This is a genomic window from Mesorhizobium sp. M1338 (assembly GCF_040318045.1).
In the GTDB taxonomy this organism is placed as follows: Bacteria; Pseudomonadota; Alphaproteobacteria; order Rhizobiales; family Rhizobiaceae; genus Mesorhizobium.
Genome location: NZ_JAMYLL010000038.1, coordinates 37,704 through 56,369, shown reverse-complemented (window position 1 = coordinate 56,369; position 18,666 = coordinate 37,704). Strand labels below are relative to the sequence as shown.

Here is an 18,666-nt window from a genome sequence, read left to right as displayed (position 1 = left end):
GCTCAACGCGAGCGCGACGACCGGTTCTTGATCTCTACCTCAACCGCAGGCGCCCCTCCCGCGCAGCGGGTTCGTTCTCCGGCCCCCGATCAAGACGTTTCTACAACGGGCAAAGCGCCCCTGACGAGGTCCGCTCAATCACGCGCAGTCGATCCGGAGCCGATCACTCCTTCGCCGCCCGCTTGATCACCCGCGCATAAAATTCGCCGACAATGCCGCGCCGGAAGATCAGCACGCACACCATGAAGATCAGGCCGGTGGCGATGGTCACCGGAAAACCGGAGGTGGCAAGCGTGTTTTCCAGTCCGATGACCAGGCTTGCGCCGATGATCGGGCCGACCATCGTGCCGATGCCGCCGAGAAGCGTCATCAGGATCACCTCGCCCGACATCTGCCAGGTGACGTCGGTGAGCGTGGCGAACTGGAAGACGATCGCCTTGAGCGAACCGGCCAGCCCGGCCAGCGCGGCCGACATGACGAAGGCCCCTAGCTTGTAGTTGGCGACGGAATAGCCCAGCGAAATGGCGCGGTTCTCGTTTTCGCGGATCGAGCGCAGGATCATGCCGAACGGCGAATTGACGATGCGCCAGATGGCGAAGACGCCGATCAGGAACACCGCCAGCACGAAATAATACATGTTCAGCGACACGTTCAGGTCGAGCACGCCGAGCAGCATGCCGCGCGGCACGCCTTGGATGCCGTCCTCGCCTTGCGTGAAGGGCACCTGCACGCAGAAGAAGAAGAACATCTGCGACAGCGCCAGGGTGATCATGGCGAAGTAGATGCCTTGCCGGCGAATGGCGAAGAAGCCCATGACAAGGCCGAGCACGGCCGCGCCCGCCATGCCGAGCAGGATGCCCGCTTCCGGCGGCCAGCCCCAGACCTTGACGGCATGCGCGGTGAAGTAGGCGGCGCCGCCAAAGAAGGTGGCATGGCCGAACGACAGGAGCCCGGTATAGCCGAGCAGGAGATTGAACGCGCAGGCAAACAGCGCGAAGCACAGCATCTTCATCAGGAAGATCGGATAGACCAGGAAAGGCGCCACCAGCAGCGCCAGGATGCCGAGCCCGACCAGCGTCCATTCGAGCCGTGCCGAGGTCCTGACGGGCTTCTCGCGAAGCGTCAGTTCGGCCATGTCGGATGTCGCTTCCGACATCTCGGATGTCCCTTCCGACATGTCAGGCGTCCCTTCCGAACAGGCCGGCAGGCCGGACCAAAAGCACGATGGCCATGATGACGAAGACCACGAGGTTGGAGGCCTCGGGGTAGAAGACCTTGGTCAGGCCCTCGGCGAGGCCGAGCATGTAGCCGGTGACGATCGCGCCGAGGATCGATCCCATGCCGCCGACCACGACGACCGCGAAGACGACGATGATGAGATCCGATCCCATCAGCGGGCTCACCTGATAGACGGGTGCCGCCAGAATACCGGCAAGCCCGGCAAGGGCTGAGCCGAGGCCGTAGGTCAAGGTCAGCAGCAACGGCACGTTGACGCCGAAAGCCTGGACGAGGCGGGGATTCTCGGTCGCCGCGCGCAGGTAGGAACCCAACCTGGTCTTCTCGATCAGCGCCCAGGTCCCGAAGCAGACGATCAGCGAGGCGACCACCACCCAGCCGCGATAGTTGGGCAGGAACATGAAGCCGAGATTGGTGCCGCCGGAAAGCAGCGGCGGCACGGCGTAGGCGTTTCCCGAGACGCCGTAGTAGTAGCGGAATATGCCCTCGAGCACGAGCGCGAGGCCGAAGGTGAAGAGCAGGCCGTAGAGCGGATCGAGATCGTACAGCTTCGACAGCGCCAGGCGCTCGACAACGATGCCGAAGACGCCGACGATCAGCGGCGCAAGGATCAAGGCGGGCCAATAGCCGATGCCGAGATAGGTGAGAAGCAGATAACCGACGAAGGCGCCGAGCATATACTGGGCGCCATGGGCGAAATTGATGACGCGCAGCAGGCCGAATATGACGGCCAGACCCAGGCTCAGCATGGCGTAGAACGAGCCGTTGATCAGCCCGACCAGCAACTGGCCGAGGAAGGCCTGAACGGGGATTCCGAAGATCATCGTCATGGCGCCATCATACACCCAGGACTTCGTGGAGCTGCGTCATGCGGTCCGGCAGTTCGCCGACCGGAAACCCCGCCACGACCTTGCCGTGCTCCATCAGATAGAAACGGTCGGCGACACGGCTGGCGAAGCGGAAATTCTGCTCGACCAGCAGGATCGTCATGCCGCGCTCTTTCAACGTCGCCAGCAACTCGCCGATGCGCTGCACGATGACGGGAGCGAGACCCTCCGTCGGCTCGTCGAGAAGCAGCATTTTCACGCCGGTTCGCAACATGCGCGCGATCGCCAGCATCTGCTGTTCGCCGCCCGACAGCCTCGTGCCGGGACTGTTGCGCCGCTCCTTCAGATTGGGGAAGAGTTCGAATATTTCCTCGACGCTCATGCCGCCTTCGGCGACGACCGGCGGCAGCACCAGATTCTCGTCGACGGTCAGCGTCGCGAAGATGCCGCGTTCCTCCGGCACGAAGCCGATGCCTTGATGAGCGGTGCGGTGCAGCGGCAGCCGCATCAGATCCTTGCCGCCGAAAGCGATCTGGCCGGTGCGCTTGCGGATCAGCCCCATGATGGAGCGCAGCGTCGTCGTCTTGCCGACGCCGTTGCGGCCGAGCAGCGTGACCGTCTCGCCGGCAAACACCTCCAGATCGACGCCGTGCAGCGCATGGCCCTCGCCATACCAGGCGTTGAGGCCGCTGACCGCAAGGAGAGGCGCGGCACTAGTCATCGGCGGTGCCCATATAGGCGACCTTCACGCGTTCGTCGCGGCTGACGGTGGCGTAGTCGCCAGCGGCAAGGACCTCGCCGCGCTGCATGACCGTTATCCAGTCGCAAAGGTCGGCCACGACAGTCAAATTGTGCTCGACCATCAGCACGGCGCGATCCTTGGCCACCGAGCGGATGAGGTCGGAAACCGTGGCCACGTCCTCATGCCCCATGCCGGCCATCGGCTCGTCCAGCAGCAGCACTTTCGGATCGAGCGCCAGTGTCGTGGCGATCTCCAGCACGCGTTTCCTGCCATAGGAGAGATCGCCGGCGAGCCTGTTCCTGGCGTCGTCGAGACCGACCGACCGCAGCAGTTCCACGGCGCGCGGCGTCAGCCGATCGAGTGCCGCGAGCGAGCGCCAGAATTGAACGCTGAGCCCGCCCGGCCGCTGCAGCGCGACGCGCACATTGTCGAGCACGCTGAGGTGCGGAAAAATCGCCGATATCTGGAACGAGCGCACCAGACCCATCCGCGCGACCCTGGCCGGCGAGGTTCGGGTGATATCGTGGCCGAGCAGCTCGATCCTGCCGCTGGTCGGCGCCAGGAACTTGGTGAGCAGATTGAAGACGGTCGTCTTGCCGGCGCCGTTGGGTCCGATCAGCGCATGGATGTTGCCATGGCGGACATCGAGATCGACGTTCTTGACGGCGACGAAGCCGGCAAAGTCACGCCGCAAACCGCGGGCGGAAAGCACCACAAGCGGCTCGTTCGCGTTCAAGTCAGGCGGCGCCATGGCCGCGCCGATCACTGGCTGGCCGTCGGACAGCCGCTTTCCTTCTCGCTCAGGAATGCCTCGTTGCCAGGGATGGTGGCGAGGTATTTGTAGTAGTCCCACTCCTTGGTGCTCTCGGCTGGCGACTTGACCTGATAGAGATACATGTCGTGGATCATGTTGCCGTCCGCCTGCACCTTGCCGTTGGCCGTAAAAACGTCGTTCACCGGCATCGAATGCAATTGCTTGGCGACGGCTTCGGTCTCGTCGGTGCCGGCCTTGTCGATCGCCTTCAGGTATTGCGTCACCGCCGAGTAGGTGGCGGCCTGGATCATGTTCGGCATGCGGTTGGTGCGCTTGAAAAAGCGCTGCGCGAATTCGCGGCTCTTGTCATCGCGATCCCAGTAGAAACCCTCGGTCAGCACGACGCCCTGCGCCGCCTGAAGGCCAAGCCCATGCACCTCGGCCAGCGTGAAGAGAAGTGCTGCAAGACGCTGGCCGCCCTGGACGATGCCGAATTCGGCCGCCTGCTTGATGGAGTTGGAGGTGTCGAGGCCGGCATTGGCCAGACCGATGACCTTGGCGCCCGACGATTGCGCCTGCAGCAGGAAGGACGAATAATCGGTCGCCCCCAGGGGATAACGCACTTCGCCCAACACCTTGCCGCCATGGCTCTCGACGAACTTGGCGGTCTGCTCCTTGAGCGAATAGCCGAATGCATAGTCGACGGTGACTAAGAACCAGCTGTCGCCGCCCTGCTGCACGAGAGAGCCGCCGGTTCCCACCGCCTGCGAGTGGGTGTCATAGGCCCAGTGGAAGCCGTAGGGCGAGCACTGCTTGCCGGTCAGCTCGGTGGTCGCCGCACCGGTGACGATATCGATCTTCTTCTTTTCCTTGGAAATCCCCTGGACCGCGAGCGCCACCGAAGAGGTCGTCAGTTCCATGATGGCATCGACCTGTTCGGTGTCGTACCACTGCCGCGCGACGTTGGAGGCGATGTCAGGCTTGTTCTGGTGGTCGGCGCTGATGATTTCGACCGACGCTCCCTGCACCTTGCCGCCGAAATCCTCGACCGCCATCCTGGCCGCCTCGACCGACCACTTGCCGCCGAAATCGGCATAGACGCCCGACTGGTCATTGAGGATACCGATCTTGACCTTGCCGTCGGAAATCTCGGCGGCCGAGGCGGGGATCGCGGCCGCGGCGAGAAGGGCGGCAGAAACGAGATAACATGCCTTCATGGTCTACTTCCTCCCATTACGATGAATCCGGCCGCCCCCTACGATCGATCATCTGCAAAGCACAACTGAACATGAGGAAAATGGGGATGGACGGCAAGGGGCAATGGCGAATTTCATATTCGAGGCGATGCCGCTTTGGCGGCATAATGCCGGCCATGAGCCCGAGATGAAACACCAACATGTGAACCGCCCGGGCGTCGCGGCGGTCGTCCCGAGCTGCTGGAATTCCGGCGCCGCTACGACGTGCTCAGCCCTCCGCGGCGACCAGATGGCCGTTGCCGACATCCATTAGCGCCAGCTTCAGCGGCGCCTCGCCGATCTTGCGGGTGGCGCTCGGGATCTCCTTGTCGAGGCGGGCGAAGCGGCTTCTTCGCTTGCCCGGGTCGGGCACCGGCACGGCTTCGATCAGCCGTCTTGTATAGGGGTGGCGCGGGTTGGAAAAGACCTGGTCGCGCGTGCCCATTTCCACGATCTGGCCGAGATACATGATGGCGACGCGGTCGGAAATGTTCTCGACCACCGCCATGTCGTGCGAGATGAAGAGATAGGCGACGCCGAAATCGCGCTGCAATTCCTTCAACAGATCGAGCACGCGCGCCTGGACCGAGACGTCGAGCGCCGAGACGCTTTCATCGGCGATGATCAGCTTCGGCCGCAGCGCAAGAGCGCGCGCGATACAAACGCGCTGGCGCTGACCGCCGGAAAATTCATGCGGATAAAGCTCCATCTGGTCGGCCGACAGGCCGACGCGCTCGAACAGCCCCGCGACACGCTGGCTGCGCTCTTCCTTCGACGCGATGCCATGGATCAGCAACGGCTCGGCGACGAGGTCGCCGACGCGCATGCGCGGATCGAGCGAGGCGTACGGGTCCTGGAAGATCATCTGCACGTCACGGCGCACCGCCTTGCGCTCGTCGCGCCCGAGGCCCGACAGGTTGCGGTCACCGATGACGATGTCGCCGCTGTAAGGCACCAATCCGGCCAGCGCCTTGGCGGTGGTCGACTTGCCGCAGCCGGACTCGCCGACCAGCGCCAGCGTCTCGTTGGGCGCGATCGAAAAGCTGACGCCTTCGACGGCGTGGACGCGGCGGGTGACTCGGCCGAAGATGCCGCCACGCAGATCGAAGCGGACATGCAGATCGTTGACATCAGCGACATTGGCCGGCGTCACCGTCTCGGCATCCCTGGATTTCTGGCGGCCGACGCCACCGCCGATGCGCGGCACGGCGGCAAGCAGCTCGCGCGTGTAGTCGGCCCGCGGCCGGGCGAAGATGTCTGATGTTTTTCCCTCTTCGACCATGCGGCCATGCCGCATGATGATGACGCGGTCGGCCATTTCGGCGACGACGCCCATGTCGTGGGTGATGAGGATGACGCTGGTGCCATGCTGACGCTGCAGGTCGCGCAGCAGTTCCAGCACCTCGCCCTGCACGGTGACGTCGAGCGCCGTCGTCGGCTCGTCGGCGATCAGCACGTCGGGTTCGAGCGCCAGCGCCATGGCGATCATCACGCGCTGGCGCATGCCGCCGGAGAGTTCGTGCGGAAATTGCTTTAGCCGGCTTTCGGCTTCGGAAATCCGCACCGCCTTCAGCGCCTCGATGGCGCGCCGGCGGGCCTCGGTTGGCGACAGGCTGGTGTGCGCTTCGATGGATTCGGTCAGCTGCCGGCCGATCGACAGCACCGGGTTAAGCGAGGTCATCGGCTCCTGGAAGATCATGGCGATGCGGTCACCGCGAATGCGCCGCATCCGATGCTCGTCGAGCGCTGTGAGCTCGGTCTCACCGAGCCGGATGGTGCCGGAGGAAATCCGGGCGGCAGGCTGCGGCAGCAATTGCATGATCGCCAGCGCGGTCATCGATTTGCCGGAGCCGGATTCGCCGGCAATGCAGAGCGTTTCGCCGCGCGCCAGCGTCAGCGACAGGTTGGAGACGACCTCGCGCTCGCCGTCCTCGCCGCGCACGCTGACGGAGAGGTTGGCGATGTCGAGGATGGGTTTGGGGGTTGAGGTCATTGCGCGTGTGACCCCGAGAGGAATTTACTCCGGCACACCCCCCTCTGTCCTGCCGGACATCTCCCCCGCAAGGGGGGAGATTGGCGGTTTTGCCGCGGCGTCCATTCGTCACTGTTGAAAAGTGGCGAAGCCCGTCGTGACATCCGATCTCCCCCCTTGCGGGGGAGATGCCCGGCAGGGCAGAGGGGGGTGCCTTGGCGCCGACCTCTCATTCAAACACGCAGCGCGGGAAGTAGAACGACACCACCCAGTTCGGCATGTCGACGATCTCGCTGATGCGGAGATCGCCGCAGACCGAGGCCAGCATATAGGCCTCGACCGGGTCGAGTTTGTAGCGAGCGGAAAGCAAATCGATCATCTGGGCAACCGCTTCCCTGGCGCCGGCCATCAGGTCAGGACCGATGCCGGTTGTCACCTCATAGCCCTTGGCGTCGAGATGGCGCGTCACCGGGCCGGATGTGGTGAAGCGCGGCGTCTTCAGCCTGGCATCCTTGACCAGGTCGAGCTTGAGCACGACATCCATCGGGCTTTCGATCGCCGTGCCGCAGACCTCGCCGTCGCCTTGCGCGGCATGGGTGTCGCCGACCGAAAACAGCGCGCCCGCCACTTCCACCGGCAGATAGAGCGTGGTGCCGGCGGCGAGATCGCGGATGTCGAGATTGCCGCCGACGCGGCGTGGCGGCACCACCGAGTGGTGGCCCATCTCGGCAGGTGCGTTGCCGATGGTGCCGGCGAACGGTTTCAACGGCACGCGGGCGTTTTTACCGAACAGCGCCGGCTCGAGTGAACCGGCGTCATATTTCCAGATGTTCAGCGCCGGCTCCTTGAACTCGTCGGCGAGCAGGCCGAAACCCGGAATGTTGGCCGTCCAGCCGAAGCCGGACGGTTTGAACAGCTCGATCGTCACCTTCAGCGCGTCACCCGGTTCGGCACCCTCGACGAAGATCGGACCGGTCACCGGATTGACCATGGCGAAATCGAGCTTGGCGACGTCGGCAACGGTGCTGTCGGGCCTCAGCTGGCCGCCGCCGGCATCGAGGCACTGGAACTCGATGGTCGAGCCGGGCGCCACCCGCTCGGCCGGGGCAAACGAATTGTCCCAGCCGAAATGATGATGGCGCCCGTGGATGGTGTAGTCGCAGCTACTGCACATCTTTTACGTACACATTGTCGTAGTTGATCGGAATATGGACCGGGTCGACATAGAGGTTGTCGGCGCCGCCCATGCGCGCCGATTTCATGGTGAAGCGCTGCTCGTTGAAGACCGGCGCCCAGGGCGCGTCCTCCATCACCTTGTCGTAGATGGCGCTCCACATCTTGTCGCGCTCGCCGGCCTTGGCCGGATCGACCACCGAGTCGGCCTCGGCCGCCTTGGCGTCGAGATCCTTGTTGCAATACCACGACCAGTTCCAGCCGCCCGGCACCGCACCAGCGCAGCCGAGGATCGGGCCGTAGAAGTTCGACGGGTCGGGGAAGTCGGCGATCCAGGCCATGCCGCCGGACCAGATCATCGGCGCGCCGGCCTTGTCGCCGCCGGCGGCAATGACGTTGGCCTGGGCGAGCGACTGGATGCTGGCCTTGATGCCGATCGCCGCCAGGTCCTGCTGGATCGCCTGCGCGATGCGCGGGTTGGGATCGGTGTTCATGGCGAACAGCTGCGTGTCGAACCCATCGGGATGGCCGGCTTCGGCAAGCAGCGCCTTGGCCTTGGCGACGTCGTAGGGGTAGCCCTTGTACTCCTTGTCGTAGCCGGGCATCGACGGGGGAAGCGGCTGGTTGGCCGGCACCGCGCGACCGTTGATGATCTGGATGATGCGCGCCTTGTTGATCGCCATGTTGACCGCCTGGCGCACCTTCACATTGTCGAACGGCGCCATGGTGGTGTTCATGGTGACGTAGCCGGTGTGCAGCTGACCGCCTTCGACGACGCGCGCCTTCTGCTCGGGATCGGCCATCACCTCCTGGAACTTGGCTGGCGGAATGCCGTCGCCGGGGACGTCGATCTCACCCTTCTGCAGGCGCAGCAGCGCCACGATCGGCTCCTGGCCGATCTCGAAGGTGATCTTGTCCAGATGCGGCAGCCCCTTGTGCCAGTAGTCCGCATTGCGCTCAAAGACGATGCGCTGGCCGAGCGTCCATTCGGCGAGCTTGAAGGCACCGGTGCCGACCGGATGCTTGCCGAAATCGGCGCCGTATTTCTCGACCTCTTCCTTCGGCACGACATGTGAGAAGTTGATGGCCATGACATGCAGGAAGGTGGCATCGGGACGGGTCAGCTCGAACTTGACCGTGTAGGGATCGACGACGGTGACGCCGGAAAGGCTCTCGGCCTTGCCAGCGGCGACATCGTCATAGCCCTTGATCGAGCCGAAGAAGCCGGCGCCGGGGCTCTGGGTCTTCGGACTGGTGACGCGGTCGAGCGAATATTTCACGTCGTCGACGGTCATCTCGCGGCCATTGTGGAATTTCACACCATGGCGCAGCTTGAAGGTGAAGGTCTTGCCGTCGGGCGCGATCTCGTAGCTTTCGGCGAGGTCCGGCTTCAGGTTGGTGGTGCCCGGCTCGTAGTCCATCAGCCCGTCGAACAGGCTCTTGATCATCGACCAGTTCTGCCAGTCATAGCCGATCGCCGGATCGAGCGTGGCGACGTCGTCCTTGTAGGTGAGGGTGATGGCGCCGCCCTGCTTGGCGTTCGGATCGACGGTCTCCTCGGCGCGGGCGCTTGTCATGCCGAGCATCAGCGCCAGCGCCGATGCCGCTACCGTGGATGCGAGAAACTTTTTCATTTTTATGTTCCCTTTCTCTGTTTGGTTTCAGTCATGTCGTATTGTTTTCGCTCAGGTCCGGTTGTCATCTGAGCTTGATGCGGGGGTCGATGAACGGCGCGATGATGTCGGCAAGCAGATTGCCGAGCACGATGGCGAAGGCCGACACCAGCGTGACGCCCATGATGATCGGAATGTCGACCCGCTGGATGGCCTGCCACGCCAGTTGGCCGATGCCGGGCCAGCCGAATACGCTTTCGACGATGACGATGCCGCCCATGAAGATGCCGATGTCGATGCCGATCATGGCGATGACCGGCAGGATGGCGTTGGGCAGCGCATGGCGGAAGAGGATGGCGCGGCGCGCCAGGCCCTTGGCGCGCGCGGTGCGGACATAGTCCTGGCGCAGCACGTCGATCATCGACGAGCGCATCATGCGCGCGTACCAGCCGGCGCCGAGGATGCCCATGGTCAGCGACGGCAGCACCAGATGACGCCAGGTGCCGTAGCCGCCGATCGGAAACCAGCTGAGCCGCACGGCAAAGACGTAGAGCAGCAGCAGGCCGACGACGAATTGCGGTGCCGAGACGCCGACGAAGGAGGCGACCATCAGCGTCTGGTCGGTGGCGGTGCCGCGCTTGACGGCGGCGATCAGGCCCATGCTGAGGCCAAGCAACAGCTCGCACAGGATGGCGCCTACCATCAGCAGCAAGCTGGCCGGCAGCCGCGAGACGATCAGCTCGGTGACCTCGGAGCGCTGGATGTAGGAGCGGCCGAGATCGCCGCTGAGCAGCCTGACCAGATAGCGCCAATACTGGACGACGAAGGGCTGGTCGAGGCCGAGCTGCTGGCGGATGTTCTCGACCGTCTGCGGCGTGGCGCTGCGGCCGGCGATCTGTCGCACCGGGTCGGCGGGCAAGAGGTAGAGCAGCGCGAAGGTGATCAGCGAGACGCCGAGCAGGATGAGCAGCGACTGGACGAGGCGGCGGCCGAGATAGGCGATCATGCCCGGCCTCTTTGCGTCGGATCGAGGATGTCGCGCAGCGCATCGCCAATCAGGTTGAAGGCCAGCGCCAGCGCCAGGATCGCGGCACCTGGGAAGAACACCAGCCAGGGTGCCGCCTGGAAATAGGTCTGGTTCTCGAAGATGATGTTGCCCCAGGACGCGGTAGGCGGCTGCACGCCGATGCCGAGGAAGGAGAGCGTCGCTTCGAGCAGCACGGTGGTCGAAATGCCGAGCGTGCCCCAGACGATGATGGTCGGCAGGAGATGCGGCAGGATGTGGCGAAACAGGATGCGCGGCGCGCTCGCCCCAATGGTGCGTTCGGCGTCGATGAACTCGCGCTCGGCGAGCGATGAGGTTTCGGTATAGATGACGCGCGCGGTCTGCACCCAGTTGACCAGGGCGATGACCATGGCGACGATCCACAGGCTGGGCTGGAATACCGCCGCCAGGCAGATGGCGAGCAGCAGCGCCGGGAATGCCATCATCAGATCGGTGAAGCGCATCAGCGCGCCGCCTATCCAGCCGCGGAAATAGCCCGCGGTGACGCCGACCAGCGTGCCGATGAACAGCGCCACGCCGTTGGCGACTATGCCGATGATCAGCGAGGTGCGGGCGCCGTAGAGGATGCGGGTCAGGAGGTCGCGGCCGAGCAGATCGGTGCCAAGCCAGAATTTTGCATCCGGCGGCAAGGGCGAGCCCTCGATGGTCAGGCCGTCGAACATCTGCTCGTTTGGGTCGTAGCCGGTCAGCCACGGCGCCAGCACGGCGCCGGCGACGACGATGGCGACGATCACCAGGCCGAGCATGGCCAGACGGCGTTTGACCAGACGGCGCCAGACGCCGGCGCGCGGCTTGACCGGCATGCGCCCGGCCGCCGGGAGATCAGGCGCGATGGGACTGGTCATCGCCGCCCTCTTCCCCCGTTGCTTCCTCGCTTGTCATCGCCACGATCCGGCGCGCGGCGTCCTCGACGCTGATCTGCCAGCTCATCGCCAACGAGCGCAGCCGCGCATAGGCGCGCTCGTCATCGGTGCCTTTCGACAGTGCAGCCACCGCGCGCACGATGGTCTGGCGCTCGGCGACACGCTGGCGAAGCGAAGCGATCTCGCTGGCCAGGTGTTTTCGCGCCTCGAAACTCTGCCTCGCGATCAGCAGCGCGCTATAAACGCCGGCATTGCCGACGGGCTTCAGCAGTTGCGCATCGGCCTTGTGCGACAGCGCCCATTCGATGCGGCCCGGCGCCTCGGAACCGATCAGCGCCACCAGCGGCATCGGCGCTTCGCCCGGCTTCCACGGAAATTGCTCGTCAAAGCCGAGATCGGCGTCGAAGAAGACGAAATCGGCCGCCAATGCCTCGGGCGGCAGTTCGGGCCAGCAGTCCAGCGTGATCAGGCCGATCGCCGACAATTGCCGGGTGATGGCCTGCACCGTCGGATGCGGGCGATGCAGGATGAAGGCCCTGGCGCCACCGAGATTGGGGATGCGCGGCGTCCTCGTCACGACACCACCCTCAGGCGCGGACGGCCGAACGTTTTGGCGGGGTCGTAGCGCGACAGATAAGGGTCCGGCGCGACCTCGTCCTCACGGCTGACGACCTCGAAGAAGCCGTCCGCGATGCGCCCGATGATCACGGGCAGCGTGGCGTGCTGGGAGTGGGCGTCGATGGCGATCGGCCCTAGCCGGGTGGAGAAGCGCCGTTCGGCGAAGGCTTTGGAGAATTCCGCCGGGCCGGCCTCGGGATCGCTGGAGAGCACGTCGGCCATCACTTGCACGGAGGCATAGGCCGCGGCCTCGAAGGACGAGGCGAATGCGGCCGGGCGTGGCGCGAAATACGGCCCAACCGACAAATGCCCTTTGCCTGATACACCGATCGCCGGCAGCTCGCCCTCGGTGAGGTTGCAGGAGATGACCGGGCAGGCTTCCGGGCTGAAGGCTGGATCCTCAGCCGCGAGGTCGCGATAGGCCGCCAGGAAGGCGTAGGACGAGGTTCCGATCAAATTGTTGAGGACGAAGTTCGGCCGCGTGGCGCGGATCTCCGCGATCAGGCGCGACACGTCGGTCTCGCCGATGCGCAGATAGCGCTCGCCCAGGACCTTGCCGCCGGCATCGGCGATCAGGTCGCGCGCGACGCGGTTCATCTCCCAGCCCCAGATATAGTTCGAGCCGAGCAGGAAGCCGTTGGCGCCGAAGCGCGGCACGACATGCGCCATCAACGGCACCAGATGCTGGTTGGGGCAGGCGTGCATGTAGACGACATGCTCGTTGGCCTCGAAGCCCTCGTAGGGGCAGGCGTACCAGAGCATGCCGCCCGCCTTCTCCAAGACCGGGATCGTCTCCTTGCGGCTCCAGGAGGTGACGCAGCCGACGACATGGCGCGCGCTGCTGGTCTTGAAGATGTCCTCGCAGAGCGTCGCGTAGCGGTCGGCATTGCTTTGCGGATCGCGCTCGACCGGCACCAGCTCGATGCCTGAGCTCCGGTCGGCGTTGATGTCGGCGATCGCGCGCATGGCGCCCATGCGGCACGCATCGGACACGAGCTGGTAGCTCCCCGAGCGGGAATAGAGGATGCCGATCTCGATGCGCCGTTTCAAACAGATCCCCTAGAAATGACAATGCCCCGCAGCCAGCGCCGGAGGGCGAGGCATACGAGGCATATTTGCCGCCCGGCGATCAGAGCCGGTATTTTTCCGATGGCTAACCTATTCGGTAGGGGCGGTCAGTCAAGCCCCAACGATATCCGCGTGCGACACCCACTGGCTGCCATCGCTGTCTCGTTGCCGCCAGCTATCTGGCCGCCGGCCTCTGACTGTGTTGGCGGGCATAGGCCAAGCAGGCGTCCACCGTGCTGACACAAAGCGCGTCGCGGCTGTTCGGCAGATTGTTGTCGCCGGCGTAGGCAACTTCGGCAACGCGGCCGTCGACCATGCGAATTTGCGTGTCGCAATAGCCGCCTGGAGCGACATTGACGGAGCCGCCGACCACCGGGATCGCGCCTACCGCCAGGGTTGGGACGACAATGCTGAGATTGCCGCGCTGAACGACGCGCTTATAGGTCCAGATCTGGCCCGATCGGCCAGCGTCAGCGGTGGCGGTCGGAAACCCCGCGCACATCCGGACGTCGGCTTCGCTGAGGCCGACCATCTCCTTGCGAGCCGCCGCCACCGTGGGGTCAACCTTGGCGACGCGCGACGTATCGTCGGGAATGACACAGGAGGATTGCATGCCGACGAACAGAACAGGAAGGGCAAGCTTTCGAATACAGGAAAATGTCATACCGATTGTGGGATTTGCGTGGCGCCCGCCGCTCCTTTTACCTAGGCAAACAGGCGCTTGGATCAACCCGTGCGGCTTCACGAAAAAGTGGCCACGGGCGGCGAGCGCATCGTCGGCGACCGACACGACGATGACGTCGGCGCCCGGCCCGATCGAGAAGCCATGCACGATCGTACTCGGCAACGAAGCTGACGGCGGGCGCGGAAAAGTCCCAGGACCGGTCTTCAATGCGGTAGGTGCCGGAGCCGCCGGTCCAATAGGTGATCTGGCCCATCTGCGGATGTTTGTGCGCCGCGACCTGGCCAAGATGAACGTTTGCGCGGGCATTTCTGGCAACCAACGCCATAGTTAACGCGTTAAGGGAGGATCCAAGATGCGATCGGAAGATTTCCGTGCCGACAAGGGTGTTCCTGTCCAACCGGCGCTTCTGCGTCAACGTGCTGACGCGTGACCACATGCTCTATGTCGATCGCAACTATACACAGCCGACGCGGCTTGGCAGCTTTGGCGGGTGAGTTTTCGCTGGTAGCGCTACACGAACATTCGAAGTTGGCCGAAGCCTCCCCCCAACTTCGTCATCCTACGGTCTGCGCCGCGTCGCTTCGCTCCTTGCTCCGCCATAGGATGACGAAGCGATTGATGTTTCCGCCAATCTTCAAGGCATGCGGCCTGTAACGCAGGCGACCAGTCAAAACTTCCGCGCGGAGGTGCTGAACTGTCTCAGCCCTCGCCGTCGATCAGGCTTTCCAGGAGATCGAGCAGTTGCTCAAGCTTGTCGTGGCCAAAACGCTGTTCGATATCGTCATAGATGACGCGCCGCTCGGGCGACAGGGCGTCGATCAAAGCGGAGCCGGCCGGGGCGATTGTCAGCACGACGCGGCGGCCGTCGCCTTCCGCCTTGTTGCGGGTGATGAATTTCCGCCCCTCGAGCGCCTTGATGATGCGCGTCAGGCTGGGCGGCAGCACCGAGGCGCGATCGGCAAGCTCCGTCGCCTCGACCGGGCCGGCTTCGCTCAACACACGCAGCACGCGCCATTGCTGTTCGGTCACGTCATGCGCCGCGAGCATCGGGCGAAACCGCGCCATCACCGCTTCGCGGGCGTGAAGGAGCGCCATCGGCAGGGAACGACGGGTGTTTTCAGGCAGCAAGAAAAACAGTCTCCCCACACTGGCTTGCGATCGAAAACAGACCTTCCCTCAGCCAAGGCCCGTTCCTGCCATCCCGTATCGTTGCGCCAAGCCCGATGCAAGACTTGACTTCGTGGATGCCGCATGTAATTAACGCGTTAACTACAACAAAGCAATAACCCTGGGAACGACGCGCCGTGCCTCACTTCTCGATCGAGTATTCGGCCAATCTCGATGACAAGGTCGATATGGGCGCTGAGCCATCTCCGAATCTGATCTCCTCTCGAGGGTACAGGATCGCACCGCGACCCACTGCGGCCTGTCAGGCGGCGTCTTTTGCTCACGCTCTTCAAATTTTTGAGAGAATATTCCCGGCTTTGACGAGAACGGCGAAACACGTTCTTTGATATAATCGATAGAATTTCTGAGGATGTGACCAAGGCTAGGCAATCCGCCTGGCTGCCATGACTTCACAACCGCAGAGATCAATCATGTCCGACTTCAAGAACACTTTGCCATCTTCCCTTTGGTCAACCGTCAACCGGCGCAGCGGCCTTGCTCTGCTGTTCGCATCGGCCGTCGCGGTCGGCAGCCTGATGGCGCCCAGCGTGTCGTTCGCCGAAGACAAGAAGGCGATCAAGGTCGGCATCATCAGCGGCGAGGACGAGGATGTCTGGCGGGTCGTCGTCGCCCAGGCGGCCGAAAAGGGCCTCGCCATCGAGACCGTGGTGTTCAACGACTACACCCAGCCCAACGAGGCGCTGGAGCGTGGCGAAATCGACGCCAACGCCTTCCAGCACCAGCCCTATCTCGACAACCAGATCAAGACGCAAGGCTATCACATCGTCCGGGTCGGCTACACCGGCGTCTGGCCGATCGGCCTCTACTCGAAGAAGTACACAAAGGTCGCCGAGCTGCCCGAGGGCGCGGTCATCGGCGTGCCGAACGACCCGTCCAATGAAGGCCGGGCACTGCGCGTCTTGCAGAATGAAGGCGTGATCAAGCTGAAGGACGGGACCGGCATCTTGGCCACCACCGCCGACATCGCCGAGAATGCCAAGAAGGTGGTGATCAAGGAACTCGACGCCGGTATCGTCGGCCGCTCGGTGGAGGATCTCGATGCCGCCGTGGTCAACACCGACTGGGCGCTGAAAAGCGGGCTGACGCCGGAAAACCGCATCGCGCAGGAGCCCATTGCCGACAATCCGTACCGCAACTTCATCGCGGTGAAGACCGGCAACGAGAACGAGGCCTGGGTGAAGACGCTGGTGGCTTCGTACCAGAACGAGGCGGTGAAAGCCGAGTTCGACAAGGTCTACAAGGGCACCGGCCTCAGCGCCTATTGAGGACATACAGGCGCTAAAGCGTCAGCTTTGACTGCAAGGCGGTCCGCGCCACGCGCGGGCCGCACTCGTATTTTCAGGATCCGCCCATGAACCAGCACTTTACCTTGACCGCCGAGACCACGGAGCAGGCCAGCGCAACACAGCAAGATGTCGTGCGCCTTGTCGACCTGAAGCGCCGCTTCGGCGCGACCGCGGCGCTCGACGGCATTTCGCTGACCGTGCGCAAGGGCGAGATCCTCGGCATCATCGGCCGTAGCGGCGCCGGCAAGTCGACGCTGATCCGCTGCCTGAACGGGCTGGAGCGGCCTGACTCCGGCGAGGTGTTCATCGAGGGCCGCGAGATCAGTCGGCTCGGCGAGCGCGACCTGCAGCCGCTGCGCCGGCGCATCGGCATGATCTTCCAGCATTTCAACCTTTTGTCGGCCAAGACCGTCGAGGACAATGTGGCGCTGCCGCTCAAGCTCGAAGGCCGCCCGAGGGCCGAGCGGTTGGCACGCGCGGCCGAGCTGCTCGATCTCGTCGGTCTGTCGGAGAAGGCAAAAGCCTATCCGGCATCGCTGTCGGGCGGCCAGAAGCAGCGCGTCGGCATCGCCAGGGCGCTTGCCGCGCGCCCGGCGCTGTTGCTGTCGGACGAAGCGACCTCGGCGCTCGACCCGGAGACGACGCGCTCCATTCTCGCGCTGCTCAAGGACATCAACCGGCGGCTTGGCCTGACCATCCTGCTGATCACCCATGAGATGGAAGTGATCCGCTCGATCGCCGACCGGGTGGCGGTGATCGATGCCGGGCGCATCGTCGAGCAAGGGCCGGTGTGGTCGGTGTTCGCCGACCCGCGCTCCGACATCACAAAAAGCCTGCTCGGCGCCACCCGGCCGCAGCTGCCGGCCGAACTGGCGGCCCGGCTGCTGCCGGCGGCCGGCGCGGAGACGATCCTGCGCGTGGACGTGGCCGGCGAGGCGGCAAGCGGCCCGCTGCTGTCCGACCTCGCCACTGCTATTCCAGGCGCATTCCGCCTTGTCCATGGCGGCATCGACCATATCCAGCAGCGGCCCGTCGGGACGCTGTTCCTTTCTGTTCCGGGCAGCGATGCAAACCATCTCGCCGAAATCATCACATTCCTGAAGGCCCGCCAGGCGCGGGTGGAGGTGCTTGGCCATGTCGCCAATCCTGTTTGAGCTTCTGCTGCGTTCGATCTGGGAAACGGTGCTGATGACGGCCGCGTCCGGCCTCATCTCGCTGGTCTTCGGCCTGCCGCTCGGCCTGGCGTTGATTGCCACCGAACGTGGCGGCATTGCCGAGAGCCTGTGGGTGAACCGGGCGCTTGGCGCCGTCATCAACGGCTTCCGCTCGGTGCCCTTCATCATCCTTCTGGTGGCGCTGATCCCGGTGACGCGGCTGATCGTCGGCACCTCGATCGGCACCTGGGCGGCGATCGTGCCGCTGTCGATCGCCGCCACGCCCTACTATGCGCGCATCGCCGAAGTGTCGCTGCGCGAGGTCGACCACGGCTTGATCGAGGCGGCGCGGGCCATGGGCGGCAACCGCTGGACGATCATTCGCGAGGTGCTGGTGCCCGAAGCCCTGCCCGGCATCGTCGCCGGCTTCACGGTCACGCTGGTGACGCTGATCGGCGCCTCCGCCATGGCCGGCGCCATCGGCGCCGGCGGCCTCGGCGACCTCGCCATCCGCTACGGCTACCAGCGCTTTGAGACCTCGGTGATGATCGCCGTGGTGATCGTGCTGATCATCCTGGTCTGCGGCATCCAGTGGGTAGGGGACCGTCTGGTGGCGAGGCTGGACCGGAGATAATGGTCAGCGGCTGAACATTCGGTTCGGCCGAGGCCTTCTACCGTTGGCGCCGCCCCTCACTGTCCTGCCGGACATCTCTCCCCGTAGAACGGGGAGAGAGGGGCTGGCCGTAACGCCGACATTCTTCCTGTAACGCTGGTAACTGGCGAAATCGTCAACGACAGCGCCCCTCTCCCCGTCACTATACGGGGAGTGGATGCCGGCAGGCAGGTGAGGGGCAGCGCCTAGGGTTGGCCACTATGACGCTTTGGGACTAGCCGAGTTAGCCTCGCAACCTAACGCCCTCCGGATCGAAGAACGGTATCGGCGCCACCACCGCGCGTGTGGGCTTGCCGTCGATGTCGACGCTGAGCTGCGTACCAACAGCGGTGAACGGCAGCCGCAGATGCGCGGTGGCACCTTGCCGAGAGAATAACCGTGGTCGCTATAGGTGACCGCACCGGCATCCTCGCCATGAGCCAGAACCCTCGCATCGGTCGCGGCCGGTTTGTCGCCGTCGAGGATCAGTCCTACCCATTGCTCGTCGAGGCCCCTGTCGCGGACCTTGTACGA

17 protein-coding genes and 1 pseudogene are annotated in these 18,666 nt (G+C 64.3%); 4 read left to right on the top strand and 14 right to left on the bottom strand.

Annotated elements, in window-relative coordinates:
• Positions 1 to 163 precede the first annotated feature (163 nt).
• The 13 genes and pseudogenes from NKH19_RS25235 to NKH19_RS25175 form a co-directional block, all read right to left on the bottom strand.
• A complete protein-coding gene (locus NKH19_RS25235; protein WP_352870320.1) occupies positions 164 to 1,135 on the bottom strand; it encodes a branched-chain amino acid ABC transporter permease in 972 nt (323 codons plus the stop codon).
• Positions 1,136 to 1,178: 43 nt separating this feature from the next.
• Positions 1,179 to 2,066, bottom strand: coding sequence for a branched-chain amino acid ABC transporter permease (locus tag NKH19_RS25230; RefSeq protein WP_352870238.1), 888 nt, complete (start codon positions 2,064 to 2,066; stop codon positions 1,179 to 1,181).
• Positions 2,067 to 2,073: 7 nt separating this feature from the next.
• Positions 2,074 to 2,784, bottom strand: a complete 711-nt coding sequence (locus NKH19_RS25225) for an ABC transporter ATP-binding protein (protein WP_352870239.1) — start codon at positions 2,782 to 2,784, stop codon at positions 2,074 to 2,076.
• Positions 2,777 to 3,556, bottom strand: a complete 780-nt coding sequence (locus NKH19_RS25220; RefSeq protein ID WP_352870240.1) for an ABC transporter ATP-binding protein — start codon at positions 3,554 to 3,556, stop codon at positions 2,777 to 2,779. The genes NKH19_RS25225 and NKH19_RS25220 overlap by 8 nt, the downstream gene beginning before the upstream one ends.
• 11 nt (positions 3,557 to 3,567) lie before the next feature.
• The gene (locus tag NKH19_RS25215; RefSeq protein WP_352870241.1) at positions 3,568 to 4,776 is read right to left on the bottom strand and encodes an ABC transporter substrate-binding protein; all 1,209 of its coding nucleotides are present in this window, start codon (positions 4,774 to 4,776) and stop codon (positions 3,568 to 3,570) included.
• 247 nt (positions 4,777 to 5,023) lie between these two features.
• Complete coding sequence (locus tag NKH19_RS25210) at positions 5,024 to 6,787, bottom strand: ABC transporter ATP-binding protein (RefSeq protein WP_352870242.1); 1,764 nt, start codon at positions 6,785 to 6,787, stop codon at positions 5,024 to 5,026.
• A 208-nt stretch (positions 6,788 to 6,995) separates the two neighbouring features.
• A complete protein-coding gene (locus NKH19_RS25205; RefSeq protein WP_352870243.1) occupies positions 6,996 to 7,940 on the bottom strand; it encodes an acetamidase/formamidase family protein in 945 nt (314 codons plus the stop codon).
• Entirely contained in the window at positions 7,930 to 9,525 is a 1,596-nt protein-coding gene (locus tag NKH19_RS25200) for an ABC transporter substrate-binding protein (RefSeq protein ID WP_502911019.1), read from the bottom strand. Before NKH19_RS25200 ends, NKH19_RS25205 begins: the two co-directional genes overlap by 11 nt.
• Before the next feature lie 112 nt (positions 9,526 to 9,637).
• Entirely contained in the window at positions 9,638 to 10,558 is a 921-nt protein-coding gene (locus tag NKH19_RS25195) for an ABC transporter permease (protein ID WP_352870245.1), read from the bottom strand.
• Positions 10,555 to 11,421: an ABC transporter permease gene (locus tag NKH19_RS25190; RefSeq protein WP_352870321.1), complete on the bottom strand. Its 867-nt coding sequence runs from the start codon at positions 11,419 to 11,421 to the stop codon at positions 10,555 to 10,557. Before NKH19_RS25190 ends, NKH19_RS25195 begins: the two co-directional genes overlap by 4 nt.
• Before the next feature lie 19 nt (positions 11,422 to 11,440).
• Entirely contained in the window at positions 11,441 to 12,058 is a 618-nt protein-coding gene (locus NKH19_RS25185) for an ANTAR domain-containing response regulator (RefSeq protein ID WP_352870246.1), read from the bottom strand.
• Positions 12,055 to 13,149: a transporter substrate-binding protein gene (locus NKH19_RS25180; RefSeq protein ID WP_352870247.1), complete on the bottom strand. Its 1,095-nt coding sequence runs from the start codon at positions 13,147 to 13,149 to the stop codon at positions 12,055 to 12,057. Before NKH19_RS25180 ends, NKH19_RS25185 begins: the two co-directional genes overlap by 4 nt.
• Positions 13,150 to 13,927: 778 nt before the next feature.
• A pseudogene (locus NKH19_RS25175) lies at positions 13,928 to 14,156 on the bottom strand (cupin domain-containing protein); the annotation flags it as partial.
• Between the two features lie 67 nt (positions 14,157 to 14,223).
• On the opposite strand from NKH19_RS25175, the gene NKH19_RS25170 reads away from it, so the two are divergent.
• Entirely contained in the window at positions 14,224 to 14,346 is a 123-nt protein-coding gene (locus tag NKH19_RS25170) for a hypothetical protein (RefSeq protein ID WP_352870323.1), read from the top strand.
• A gap of 205 nt (positions 14,347 to 14,551) precedes the next feature.
• Here NKH19_RS25170 and hpaR read toward each other — a convergent pair whose 3' ends face one another.
• On the bottom strand, positions 14,552 to 14,947 hold the full coding sequence (gene hpaR, locus NKH19_RS25165; RefSeq protein WP_352870322.1) for a homoprotocatechuate degradation operon regulator HpaR: 396 nt from the start codon (positions 14,945 to 14,947) through the stop codon (positions 14,552 to 14,554).
• Between the two features lie 503 nt (positions 14,948 to 15,450).
• On the opposite strand from hpaR, the gene NKH19_RS25160 reads away from it, so the two are divergent.
• From NKH19_RS25160 to NKH19_RS25150, 3 genes are all read left to right on the top strand, one after another.
• On the top strand, positions 15,451 to 16,305 hold the full coding sequence (locus tag NKH19_RS25160; RefSeq protein WP_352870248.1) for a MetQ/NlpA family lipoprotein: 855 nt from the start codon (positions 15,451 to 15,453) through the stop codon (positions 16,303 to 16,305).
• Positions 16,306 to 16,391: 86 nt separating this feature from the next.
• Positions 16,392 to 17,480 carry a methionine ABC transporter ATP-binding protein gene (locus NKH19_RS25155; RefSeq protein WP_352982951.1) on the top strand — a complete coding sequence of 363 codons (1,089 nt, stop codon included), beginning with the start codon at positions 16,392 to 16,394 and terminating at the stop codon, positions 17,478 to 17,480.
• Complete coding sequence (locus NKH19_RS25150) at positions 17,461 to 18,114, top strand: methionine ABC transporter permease (RefSeq protein ID WP_352870250.1); 654 nt, start codon at positions 17,461 to 17,463, stop codon at positions 18,112 to 18,114. The genes NKH19_RS25155 and NKH19_RS25150 overlap by 20 nt, the downstream gene beginning before the upstream one ends.
• Positions 18,115 to 18,666: the final 552 nt, after the last annotated feature.

Bases quoted from the DNA above. Each gene is read 5' to 3' on its own strand.
- NKH19_RS25235 (WP_352870320.1), bottom strand. From the start codon at position 1,135: ATGGCCGAACTGACGCTTCGCGAGAAGCCCGTCAGGACCTCGGCACGG.
- NKH19_RS25230 (WP_352870238.1), bottom strand. From the start codon at position 2,066: ATGACGATGATCTTCGGAATCCCCGTTCAGGCCTTCCTCGGCCAGTTG.
- NKH19_RS25225 (WP_352870239.1), bottom strand. From the start codon at position 2,784: ATGACTAGTGCCGCGCCTCTCCTTGCGGTCAGCGGCCTCAACGCCTGG.
- NKH19_RS25220 (WP_352870240.1), bottom strand. From the start codon at position 3,556: ATGGCGCCGCCTGACTTGAACGCGAACGAGCCGCTTGTGGTGCTTTCC.
- NKH19_RS25215 (WP_352870241.1), bottom strand. From the start codon at position 4,776: ATGAAGGCATGTTATCTCGTTTCTGCCGCCCTTCTCGCCGCGGCCGCG.
- NKH19_RS25210 (WP_352870242.1), bottom strand. From the start codon at position 6,787: ATGACCTCAACCCCCAAACCCATCCTCGACATCGCCAACCTCTCCGTC.
- NKH19_RS25205 (WP_352870243.1), bottom strand. From the start codon at position 7,940: ATGTGCAGTAGCTGCGACTACACCATCCACGGGCGCCATCATCATTTC.
- NKH19_RS25200 (WP_502911019.1), bottom strand. From the start codon at position 9,525: ATGCTCGGCATGACAAGCGCCCGCGCCGAGGAGACCGTCGATCCGAAC.
- NKH19_RS25195 (WP_352870245.1), bottom strand. From the start codon at position 10,558: ATGATCGCCTATCTCGGCCGCCGCCTCGTCCAGTCGCTGCTCATCCTG.
- NKH19_RS25190 (WP_352870321.1), bottom strand. From the start codon at position 11,421: ATGCCGGTCAAGCCGCGCGCCGGCGTCTGGCGCCGTCTGGTCAAACGC.
- hpaR (WP_352870322.1), bottom strand. From the start codon at position 14,947: ATGGCGCTCCTTCACGCCCGCGAAGCGGTGATGGCGCGGTTTCGCCCG.
- NKH19_RS25160 (WP_352870248.1), top strand. From the start codon at position 15,451: ATGTCCGACTTCAAGAACACTTTGCCATCTTCCCTTTGGTCAACCGTC.
- NKH19_RS25155 (WP_352982951.1), top strand. From the start codon at position 16,392: ATGAACCAGCACTTTACCTTGACCGCCGAGACCACGGAGCAGGCCAGC.
- NKH19_RS25150 (WP_352870250.1), top strand. From the start codon at position 17,461: ATGTCGCCAATCCTGTTTGAGCTTCTGCTGCGTTCGATCTGGGAAACG.